Origin of the sequence: Mycobacterium sp. (assembly GCF_035603715.1) — a bacterium.
GTDB lineage: Bacteria > Actinomycetota > Actinomycetes > Mycobacteriales > Mycobacteriaceae > Mycobacterium.
The window spans coordinates 1-10,717 of sequence record NZ_DATNJW010000436.1 but is presented as its reverse complement, the minus strand read 5'-3'; the positions used below and the strand labels follow the sequence as shown (position 1 = coordinate 10,717).

The following is a 10,717-nucleotide window of genomic DNA, read 5'->3' as shown; positions in this document are numbered from 1 at the left end:
CCTTGGACGTTCATCGTCGTCCGCGACGACCGCAACCGCGCTCTCCTCGCGGCGTGGTGGACAGAAACGTGGAACGCGGGCGGAGGTGACTTCGTCAAGCAGAGCGTCGAAGACAAGGCATTGGTTGCTGACCTCGAGTTCGGTTGCCCGGCCACTTCGCTGACATGCCGCGAGCGGTTCGGTACATCTTGGTGACTAGATTGGAGAGCGGCTGATGCCATTGGCGATCACCGAAGATCATCGCGCCCTCGCCGAAGTAGCGGCCGCAATGGTCGCCGGGCGTGCCGGCACCGCGGGCGCCCGCCGGATCCTGCTCGACGGTGAAAAGAGCGGCCGCTGGTGGTCCACCGACGGACTCTGGAAAGAGATGGTCTCCACCGGTTGGCTTGGCCTGCATATCGACGAACGATTCGACGGTCAGGGTTACGGTCTGCCTGAACTGACGATCGTGTTGGAGCAACTGGGCCGCGCTGCGGTGGCCGGACCCTTCCTGCCCACGGTCGCAGTGTCTGCGGTGATCGCTGAAGCCGGGACGGACGGGCAGCGGGAACGGTGGTTGCCGCGGCTGGTGTCCGGTGACGTGATCGCAGGGATCGGCACCGACGGCGGTGCTGTCGTTCGCGATTCGGCGGTCACTGCCGCTGCGGTACCGGCATTGGCCGAGTCAGGTGCAGACCTGGTTTTGCTTCCCGCCGGTGACGACCTCGTGCTGCTGGCAGCCGGTGAGGGCGTCAGCATTCGGACTATCGAATCGGTAGATCGGCTGCTGGCCCCGGTGGTGGTACTTGGCCTGAACTCGGCACCGGTACTCGAGATCCTCCCGGGTGCCGCCGGGACAGCGACGCGGATCCTTCGACTGCTGGCCGCAGCCGAGGCAGTTGGCGGGTTGAGCGCGTGCACCGAGATGGCGACGGCTTACGCCGCCGGCCGCGAGCAGTTCGGCAGACCTATCGGCTCGTTTCAAGCAGTCAAACATCACTGCGCGAACATGCTTGTCGACACCGAACTCGCAGTCGCCGCTACCTGGGACGCGGCTCGTGCCGATGGTGCGGAGGCCGAGATAGCCGCGACCATGGCGGCCGGACATGCGTTGACCGCTTATCAGCGGGTGGCCCTGCAGAACGTGCAGGTGCATGGCGGCATCGGGTACACCTGGGAGCACGACGCTCATCTCTACATCAGACGGGCTACCGTTCTACAAAGCTTCGCCGGCGACCAGGATGCGTTGCGGGACAGGGTGATCGCGCTGCAACGCGACGGCGTTCGCCGACGCCAGTCGGTCGACCTGCCCGAGGGCGCCGAACAGTATCGCCAGGCCGCACTGGATTTCCGGTCAGAACTGGAGGCGGCCGACGCCGACGATCACCAAAGGCTCTGGGCGCGCAGCGGTTATCTTCAACCACATTGGCCCACTCCGTACGGCCGGGCCGCCGACAGCGTCGAGCAGCTCATCATCGAGGACGCCCTGGACGGTTTGGACAAACCCAGTCTTGGCCTCGGTGAATGGGTGGTCCCAACGCTGCTGCAACACGGTAGCCCTGAACAAGTCGAGCGACTGATCTGGCCGAGCCTGGAGGGTGACCTGCGGTGGTGCCAGCTGTTCAGCGAGCCTGGAGCCGGCTCGGACGCGGCGGCGGTTGCTACCAGGGCCAGGCGGGTCGACGGTGGCTGGGTGGTCAACGGTCAGAAGGTGTGGACCAGTGATGCGGTGAACTGCCAACGCGGCCTGGCCACCGTGCGCACCGACCCGAACGTGCGCAAGCACAAAGGCATCACGGCGATGATGATCGACCTCGCCGACCCGGCCGTGCGCATTCGCCCGCTCACCGAGATCACCGGCGAGACGCTATTCAACGAAGTCTTCTTCGACGACGTTTTCGTGCCCGATCATGATGTGGTCGGCGGTGTGAACGACGGGTGGAGCGTAGCGATGGCGGCCTTCGGCAACGAGCGCGTGTCGATCGGCGGCGGCTCGGTCACCATGACCGCCGGCGCTTTGATCGATCTGCTCGCCCGCCATCGGCCCGGCGACACTGGCATCGCCCGCGAGGTCGGTGCGCTGCTGATCGAGTCCTACACCTTGGCCACGCTGAATCTGCGGCAGGCCGCCCGAGCCGTCTTCGACGCCGGGCCCGGAGTCGAAGGCAACATCGCCAAATTGTTCGGGGCCGAGCACGCTCAGCGGGTGGCAGAGTTGGCGCTGCGAATTGCCGACCGGGCCATCCTGGTCGGAGAGGAACCCGATGTCGTACACGACTATCTGTTCAGCCGGTGCCTGACGATCGCGGGCGGCACGTCGGAAATTGTGAGAAACCTGGTCGCCGAGCGCATTCTGGGCCTGCCGCGTGACCCGGCACCTAAGTAGATCGGAGAGACAAATGGTTTGTGCCGTTGTCGGGATCGGCCGTACCGAGTATTCCCGCAACTCCGGCCGCACGACCCGCGGCATGGCCGTGGCTGCCTGCCGCGACGCCATCGCCGATGCCGGACTCACGGCGGCCGATGTCGACGGTATCTGCACTTTCATGGCCAACGACTCCGAACAGCCGATCTACGTCGGCTGGGCGCTGGGCATCGACGAATTAGCTTGGGCCAACGCAATGTATGGCGGCGGCAATCTCGTGGCTGACCAAATCGCCACTGCTGCCGCGGTCATCGAGGCCGGTATGTGCAAGGCCGTGTTGGTGTATCGGTCGCTTAACGGGCGCTCCGGCTATCGGTTCGGTCACATCGAGGGACCCATGCGGGTCCAGCACCACGACCAGTTCGACACAGCCTCCGGTTTCATGGTGCCGCCGCAGTGGTTCGCCATGTGGGCCCGTCGGCACCAGCACGAGTTCGGCTCAACCAGTGAGGATCTTGGTCAGATCGCGATCACTCAACGAAGCCACGCGGGGCCCAACGAGCATGCGCTGCGACGCGAACCGCTGACCATGGATGACTATCTCGCCGCCCGCTGGATCAACGAGCCGTTCCGGGTACTGGATTGCACATCCGAGGTTGACGGTGCGGTGGCAGTGCTGATTGTCGGCGAGGACATCGCCCGCAATACCAAGCAGCCCCCAATGTGGCTGGTCGGATCGTCGAATTCGCAGGGCGGCGCCGGTTGGAGCGAGTGGGACGACCCAACCGAGATGTACTCCCGCACAGCGGGTCCCAAGATCTGGGAAAAGACAGGCCTGAGTCCGTCGGACATGGATGTGGCCTGCATGTACGACTGCTTCACTTATACGGTGATGGCCACCATGGAGGGCTTCGGCTTCTGCGAGAAAGGCGAAGTCGGCAAGTTCTTCTCGACTGGGCGCGCCACCTACGGCGGTGACGTGGTGGTCAACCCGCACGGAGGGCTGCTGTCCGAGGGCTACATTCACGGCCTCAACCACCATTACGAGGCTGCACTGCAACTCCGCCACGCCGCCGGTGTGCGTCAGGTCGACGATGCGCAGCTGGCGCTCGTCACTGCTGGTGGAGGGCCCTTCGGTGGCGCCAATGTCTACAGCAGGGAGAAGCCATGACGAGTCCAGCGCTGGTGGCACCGATTCCGGTGCCTGACCCCGATTCGGCGCCCTACTGGGAGGGCCTGAAGAACGGTTCGTTGATGTTGTGCCGCTGCGACGACACTGGGAAATGGATCCATCCGCCGTTGGAGCGCAGCCGGTACACCGGTGGCCCGGTGCACTTCGAGGAAGTCAGCGGGAACGGCACAATTTTCAGCTACATCGTCGTGCGCCAGGCACTCGTTCCCGGCCGGGTGCCCCCGTATGTCGTCGGGCTCGTCGAACTCGTAGAGCAGCCGGGCCTGCGGATCAACGCGGTCATCGACGCGGATCCAGCCGATGTGCGAATCGGGCAGCCGGTGCAGATGCGCATCGTCGACCTCGGTGACACCGGTTATCGCATACCGGAATTCGTCATCAAGCAGAAGTAGCCGACCGCGATGACAACTGATCAAAAGCCCGTCGGCGCGGTTGACCGCCGGGGTTTGGCAGAAGGTGCGCACAGGCCGGAACGCATGGCGACGCATGTTCTTCCGCTGCACCGGTGCACTTCGGAGCTGAGTCACGAGGTCGGCGGCAAGGCTACCGGCCTCGGGGCGCTGACCAAGCAAGGTCTGTCGGTTCCCCCAGGGTTTGTCGTCACTGTGAGCGCCTACCGCGAGGCGGTTGCCGCCGCAGGAGTGGCGCCACGCATCGCGGAATTACTGGCGACAACGGGCACCGACCGGGACCGGTCGGCGGCAATCATGACGCTGTTCGACCAAGTCACCCTGCCGGAGAGCCTCGCTGTCCAGGTCGCAGAGGCTTACGCCCAGATGGGTGGCGGGCCGGTAGCGGTGCGGTCAAGCGCGATTGCCGAAGACACGGCCGAGGCGTCGTTTGCCGGTCAGCAAAATACCTATCTGTGGATCGAGGGTGCGCCCGCGCTGCTCGATGCCGTTGTGCGTTGTTGGGCAAGTCTTTATACACCGCGGGCGATCGGGTACCGCCGGCGGTTCAACGTGGCTTCCATTGACGTGGCGATGGCGGTGGTTGTTCAGCGAATGGTGCCGGCAGTCGCAGCGGGCGTGACGCTGACGTTGGAGCCGGTGACGGGAGACCGTGGCCAGATCTATGTCGCGTCAGCCCTAGGCCTGGGTGAAGGCGTGGTCAATGGCGACGTAGAAACCGATAGCGCCTGGGTCGACAAGGCCCGCTTGTGCTTGCGTAAGCGGGAGATTGCGCGCCAGACTCGCGCTCATCGGTACGAATCCGGGGCGGTCAGAATTGTCGATCTCGCCCCCGGCGAGGGCGATGCACCCAGCATCGATGACGACACGCTGCTCCAGGTCGCACGCCTCGCCCTACAAATCGAGCAGAACGCCGGGTACGCCGTGGATGTTGAGTGGGCCGTGGACGCCGACGGCGAGGTTCATCTGCTGCAGGCCAGACCGGAGACCGTTTGGAATAACCGATAGGCCGAATCGAAGGATGGCGCGCCAAATGTCCTGCGCCACTACGCCGGTGACCGGTCGACGTGGCCGACGACCAAAGACGATGGTGCTGTTCCTCAGCTCAACAACTTGCCGGTGCCGAGATCCGCGTAGGCCTCGGCGAAGCGGCCGAGCACGGCGCGCACGACCTCGACCGAATACATCTGGTCGGGCGTAATGGCCCACATGCAGAACCCCCACGCCGGGCTCTGCCGATAGGCGGTCCACATCTGCTCGCGGTCAGGCACCAACGAGACGCCGGCGTCGAGCAGCCGCCCGCGGTAATTGTCGAGGAGTTCACGCTCATGCTCGCGACGCGAAGCAGGTGGCAGCGCGCCGATCAATGCGTAGCCGACGTCGTGGGACCACGAACCCCGTCGCACCAACTGCCAGTCCAGGAGCCCCACGCGGCCGTCCGGGAGAACGTACGTGTTGCGCGGGTGCGGGTCCCCGTGCAACAGCGTGATCGGTTCGTGAGCCACCCGGTCCTGCAGGGTCCAGAACGCCGCCTCCATGGCGTCCATGTCGGCGCCGGTTTTGTTGAGAAGCTCCCGCTTATAGGGAATGTCGATGAACGCGCGGATGATCGCGAAACCGTTGGTGCGCAGGAATTCTGCGAACCCGCCGGTGACGGGATGCTGCAGCCACCCCAGGTCGCCGCGCCCATCGAGCCTCGGATTCGCCCAGAACGGGGCGTGCACGCGGCTCAACGTCGCCAACAGCTCGTCGACCTGCTCGACGGGCAGACCGGCCACCGCGTCGGGCACCTGTGCTCCGCGCATCGTGATGTCTTCGCCGATCACCATGAACTGTGACGGGCCGTCGAGATGTTCAGCGAAGTAGGTCGTCATGGTCTCGACGTCGAGGTCGTCGCGAAGATTGCGATAGAACGTCGTCTCGTCGTCCAGCAGAACCGTCCCGCCGCCGCCCTCCGATAGCGACTCGTCGACCGCGGCGGGAAGATCGTGCACCGTACCAAGTTGTGTCTTGACGAAAAGCTTTGATGGCAAGTCGGTGTCGCCATCGGCGTAGTCCACGTCGAGGTGGATGTGTGAGGTGGTCCCTTGCCAGGTGCTCTGGACCCGCACATCGGTGACCGTCACCGCGGGCCGGTGGCGACGCAGCAGCGAGGTCAGAACGGCCGGAGTCAGGTCCTCGGGAGAGCGCAGCGTGACGGGCAAGGCTTGGCTGGTCATGTCGCGTCCTAACCGACGGTTTGACAGTTGACTGTCACATTAGCAGCATCCGGCCCAGCCGCATGATCAATTCTTGACGGGGCGAAACAGCGGCAACCACACGCGACTGTCTTCCTCACCCGAGAGCGCGGTCCAGTCTTCGAAGAAAACCTCGACGGCCATCCCAACGTGGATCTCGTCCGGGGAGACGTCGACCACGTTGGAAAACAGCCGGGTATCGGGCTCCTCGGCAAGCTCTACCATCGCCACAATGTAAGGCGGTTCGTAACCGGGAATCCAATTCTGGCGGTTGACTGTATACGCCGCCACGGTGGCTCGCCCCGAAACGGGTTCCGGCGCAACGTGAGTGCTTCTGCAGCGCCAGCAGGCCGGCCCGGGCGGGTGGAAGAAGTGGCCGCAATCGTGGCACCGGCTGATCAGCAGCTCGCCGTTACGCCCACCCGTCCAGAACGCCCGCGACTCGGCGGTTGGACTAGGCGCCAAGCGCAACTGGGGGCGTTGATAGGTCATGATGCGACCAATGATCGGCCGATGACGAGCCGCTGAATCTGGTTGGTGCCTTCGAAGATCTGAGTGATCTTGGCTTCACGCATGTAGCGCTCGACGCGGTAATCCCTGGTGTATCCGTAGCCGCCGAGGACTTGGACGGCGTCGGTGGTGACCTTCATGGCGGCGTCGGTGGCGATCAGTTTCGCCACGGAGGCGTTGCGGGAGTATGGCAGTCCCGCGTCTCGGCGCCGCGCAGCATCCAGGTACGTGGCGCGAGCGGAGTCGACCGCGGCGGCCATGTCGGCTAATAGGAACGCCAGGCCTTGGTGATCGATGATCTTGCGGCCGAACGTCGTTCGCTGCTGGGCGTAAGAAGCCGCCTCGTCGAGCGCCGCCTGCGCCAGCCCGACGGCTACCGCGGCGATGCCCAGACGGCCCGAATCCAGTGCGCTGAAGCCGATCTGGAGACCTTGGCCCTCGGCACCGATCCGACGTTGCTCGGAGACGAACGCATTCTCGTAGTGTGCGGTGGTGGTCGGCACGGCGTGCAAGCCCATCTTCTCCTCGGGTTTGCCGAAGGTAAGTCCCTCGGTGTCCTTATCGACCAAGAAGCACGAAATACCCTGTCCGCCTTCGCCTGTGCGAGCGAATAGGTTGTAAAAATCAGCTATGCCGCCGTGGGTGATCCAGGCCTTGGCGCCATTGACGCGGTAACCGCCGTCGGTCGCGGTGGCCTTACAGGTCAGAGCGGCGGCATCGGAACCGGCCTGCGGCTCGGACAAGCTGTAGGCACCGATCGTTCGACCGCTCAGCATGGTCGGCAGCCACTGCTCTTGCTGCTGGTGGGTGCCGAACGCGATCAATGGATGGCAGGCCAGGACGTGGACGCTGACTGCGACCGCGACTGCCGCCCACCGCGCCGCCAATTCCTCGAGAACCTGTAGGTACACCTCGTAAGGTTGCCCGCCACCACCCCATTCCTCTGGATGCGGCAGTGTCAGCAGCCCGGTGTCACCCAAAGTCACGAAAACCCCGGTGGGATATGTCTCGTTCTTCTCATGTTCGTCGACGATCGGATCGAGCACCTTGTCGGCGACGTCGGCGGCCAGTTGGACCAGTTCATATGCCTCGGGTGTGGGCAGCAGCCGGTCAACGGTCACGATCGCTGTCCTGCCACTGGCAGCCGGTCAACTCGGCAGAGATGTCCCACAGCCGTCGGGCGCTGTGCGCGTCCTGGGCCTTTCCTCTTAGCTTGGTGGGCTTCGGTTTTCCCCACTGGTGCATCAGGCCTCGCGGCGCGATGTAGGTGCCGTTGGGCAATGTTGTGGTGATCGCCTGGATGGTCGAACGCGCGCCGTCGGCTGGACTCTGTGCGATACGTGGCGAGAGCACCCGGCCCGCCCACTGCAGTACCCCTGAACCGTTGCGGGTGATCCCGGTGTCGGTCATGCCGGGATCGGAGGCGTAGGCGGTCTTGCCGCGAGCGACTAATTCCCGCACGAACAAGAGGTTCGCCAGCTTGGACTCGCCGTACGCCGACCACGGGTTGTAGCGGCGATCGTGGTAGTTGAGGTCGTCGAAATGGATGCGGGCAGTGTTGTAGTTGGTACTGGCCACCGCTACGACACGGTTGCGGATCCGGTCGCCGAGCAGGCAGGTCAGCGCAAAATGGCCGAGATGGTTGGTGCCCATGTGGGCCTCGAAGCCGTCGGCCGTGCGGGTCAACGGTAAGCCCAGCACACCGGCGTTATTCACCAACACGTCGACGTAGTCGACGGTGTCGGCGAACTTGCGCACGCTGGTGAGGTCGGCCAGATCCAGCTCACGCACCTCGACGTCGCCAGGCATCGACGCTGCGGCTTCGTATGCTTTTGTCGGGGTCCGGCATGCGATGACCACTTCGTGGCCGGCAGCGGCCATTGCGTGTGCGGTCGCCTTGCCGACGCCACTATTTCCGCCGGTGACAATGATCCGCACGTCGTCGTGCCCTCCTTCGCGACAATCCACGTAAACAGTAAACTATTTATCGTTTTGACGAAACGGCGAGGAGACGTTGAGAAGTTCCCTTTCATCTAGTTCGGTTCAGCCGCTCTTATGACGTGGCTCGAGCGGATTTGTACAGTCCATGAACGCAGTGAACGTGCCGCGGTCATCGGCGAAGTGGGCGCCGCCAGCGGTCGCGAACTGATCGGCAAGGCCGTCACCGCCGCGGACCTGCTCGTCGATCTCGATGTCCCAGCAGGTCAGCCCGTCCCCGCGTTGCTCACCACCAACGCCGGCGCGCTTGCACTTCTTTTGGGCGGTGCCGCCGCTAACAGACCGCTAGCTCCGCTCGGGCCGCGGCAGACTCCCATCGAGCTGGCCGAGGCGGTGCGTCGGACCGGCTCATCAGTCCTGCTCACTGAGGCCGCGTTCGCCGAGACCGCTCGGCGGATCGCCGACGCGGTCGGGATACGGGCGGTGACAGTCCCATTTTTGGCGGTCTCGGACCGGCCGCTGGATCCGGAACCAGGTCCCACAGCGATTTACCTGCACACCGCGGGAACTACCGGAGTTCCGAAGCGAGTCTCGCTCACCGAGCGAGTGCTGGACGCCCGCGCCGAGCTATTGCGTCGCTTGATCGACATTGGGCCGGACGACCGTTACGCCACCGGCTCACCGCTGCATCACATCGGCGGGCTTGGCAACATCCTGGTAGCTCTCACTGCCGGAGCGTCGGTAATTCCCACCGCCAGATTCTCCTTCGATTGGTGGCGCAACCTGAAGCAGCTCGATGCCACCCACTGCCTGCTCGTGCCGAGCATGATCGAAATGTTGCTCAGCGAGGGGCTTCTCGACGCGGTACAGCTGAAGACGTTGATCTATGGCGCCTCGCCTATCACCGTCGAGACACTGCGACGCGTTCTCGACGTCCTGCCGGACGTCGCGATGGTCAGCCTTTACGGCCAGACCGAGGGCAGCCCGATCACCAGCTTGGGCCCAGACGACCATCGACTGGCGGCAATCAAGAACCCCGACGTTCTGCACACCGTGGGCCGGCCGGTGGGCGGTCTTCGTCTGCAGATCGACGAGCCGGACTGGGCGGGAGTCGGCGAAGTGCTCGCCGCCGCGGCGCACCTATCCGTCCAGGACGTCGATGGGTGGTTGCACACCGGTGATCTGGGCGTGCTGGATGCCGACGGTTATCTCCGTCTTTGCGGTCGGCGGCACGACATGGTGGTCCGCGGCGGGGAGAACGTGTATCCGCTAGAAATCGAGAATGTGCTGAGCACCCACCCGGCGGTCGCCGCGGTCGGCGTCGTGGGCGTGCCGGATGCGCGACTCGGAGAAACCTTGGCCGCGTTCATAGTTCCGACAGAATCGGCTCATCCGCCACGGTCCGAGGAAGTAAGCTCCTTCGCTCGCGTCACGCTGGCCGGCTTCAAGATTCCACAATACTGGTACACGGTCGCCGAGCTGCCGCTGAACAGTGCGGGCAAGGTCGTTCGCGCCCAGCTTCGGGATTCGCACCTAAAGCGTCAGCAGAATGAGTGAAGCGGGGCTGTGCGCAGAATCGCTGGTTCTTATCCGTTATATAGTTTAACGTCTCAATTTATGCCGATCGTCGTGCAACCGGGTCTCATGAATGGTCGAACGTCGCTGTGCGTTGCGATCGTCGCCGCGGCTGCGGTTGGCGGCGTTTTGTTGGCACCGGCACCGCGGGCGGCTGCCGCCCCAGACCCTCAGGTTGAGTACGTCTACGACATGACAGTGCGGCGGCAATACAACTTTCCCAACAACGACGCGCTCGCTTACGGCCATGGAGTCTGCGACAAGGTCGGCCGGGGCGAAGGGTACGGACAGGTCATAGGTGACGTGAAGCGCGACGTGACCCCTAACGACCAGTTCGCGGCCAATTACGTGGTCGGGTATGCGGTCAACTTGCTGTGCCCTGACCTGATATGGCAGCTACGGAACTCAGCAGGCGGCTACTACCTACCGCCGGACCAAGCCCCCGCGTCCACTAGCTACAACTGAAGATAAGCATTAGCGCGCAGATCGAGTTCAGTCGCTCGGTTGCCCG

10 protein-coding genes and 1 pseudogene are annotated in these 10,717 nt (G+C 64.2%); 7 read left to right on the top strand and 4 right to left on the bottom strand.

Annotated features, from left to right (window positions below):
• From VN856_RS18100 to VN856_RS18080, 5 genes and pseudogenes are all read left to right on the top strand, one after another.
• Positions 1-195 (top strand): annotated as a pseudogene (locus VN856_RS18100) (hypothetical protein); the annotation flags it as partial.
• Between the two features lie 19 nt (positions 196-214).
• A complete protein-coding gene (locus VN856_RS18095; RefSeq protein ID WP_325691492.1) occupies positions 215-2,365 on the top strand; it encodes an acyl-CoA dehydrogenase in 2,151 nt (716 codons plus the stop codon).
• Between the two features lie 13 nt (positions 2,366-2,378).
• The gene (locus VN856_RS18090) at positions 2,379-3,515 is read left to right on the top strand and encodes a thiolase C-terminal domain-containing protein (RefSeq protein ID WP_325691490.1); all 1,137 of its coding nucleotides are present in this window, start codon (positions 2,379-2,381) and stop codon (positions 3,513-3,515) included.
• The gene (locus VN856_RS18085) at positions 3,512-3,928 is read left to right on the top strand and encodes a Zn-ribbon domain-containing OB-fold protein (RefSeq protein WP_325691488.1); all 417 of its coding nucleotides are present in this window, start codon (positions 3,512-3,514) and stop codon (positions 3,926-3,928) included. The genes VN856_RS18090 and VN856_RS18085 overlap by 4 nt, the downstream gene beginning before the upstream one ends.
• An 84-nt stretch (positions 3,929-4,012) precedes the next feature.
• Complete coding sequence (locus tag VN856_RS18080; protein ID WP_325691486.1) at positions 4,013-4,954, top strand: PEP/pyruvate-binding domain-containing protein; 942 nt, start codon at positions 4,013-4,015, stop codon at positions 4,952-4,954.
• A gap of 92 nt (positions 4,955-5,046) precedes the next feature.
• Here the strand turns inward: VN856_RS18080 and VN856_RS18075 are convergent, their stop codons facing one another.
• From VN856_RS18075 to VN856_RS18060, 4 genes are all read right to left on the bottom strand, one after another.
• Complete coding sequence (locus VN856_RS18075) at positions 5,047-6,165, bottom strand: phosphotransferase (protein ID WP_325691484.1); 1,119 nt, start codon at positions 6,163-6,165, stop codon at positions 5,047-5,049.
• Positions 6,166-6,231: 66 nt separating this feature from the next.
• Positions 6,232-6,675, bottom strand: coding sequence for a Zn-ribbon domain-containing OB-fold protein (locus VN856_RS18070; protein ID WP_325691482.1), 444 nt, complete (start codon positions 6,673-6,675; stop codon positions 6,232-6,234).
• Positions 6,672-7,814, bottom strand: a complete 1,143-nt coding sequence (locus VN856_RS18065; protein ID WP_325691480.1) for an acyl-CoA dehydrogenase family protein — start codon at positions 7,812-7,814, stop codon at positions 6,672-6,674. The genes VN856_RS18070 and VN856_RS18065 overlap by 4 nt, the downstream gene beginning before the upstream one ends.
• Positions 7,804-8,631: an SDR family NAD(P)-dependent oxidoreductase gene (locus VN856_RS18060; protein WP_325691478.1), complete on the bottom strand. Its 828-nt coding sequence runs from the start codon at positions 8,629-8,631 to the stop codon at positions 7,804-7,806. The genes VN856_RS18065 and VN856_RS18060 overlap by 11 nt, the downstream gene beginning before the upstream one ends.
• Before the next feature lie 117 nt (positions 8,632-8,748).
• On the opposite strand from VN856_RS18060, the gene VN856_RS18055 reads away from it, so the two are divergent.
• Together VN856_RS18055 and VN856_RS18050 are read left to right on the top strand one after the other, a co-directional pair.
• A complete protein-coding gene (locus tag VN856_RS18055) occupies positions 8,749-10,188 on the top strand; it encodes a fatty acid--CoA ligase family protein (protein ID WP_325691476.1) in 1,440 nt (479 codons plus the stop codon).
• 87 nt (positions 10,189-10,275) lie between these two features.
• A complete protein-coding gene (locus VN856_RS18050) occupies positions 10,276-10,671 on the top strand; it encodes a DUF732 domain-containing protein (RefSeq protein ID WP_325691474.1) in 396 nt (131 codons plus the stop codon).
• The last annotated feature ends 46 nt before the right edge of the window (positions 10,672-10,717 follow it).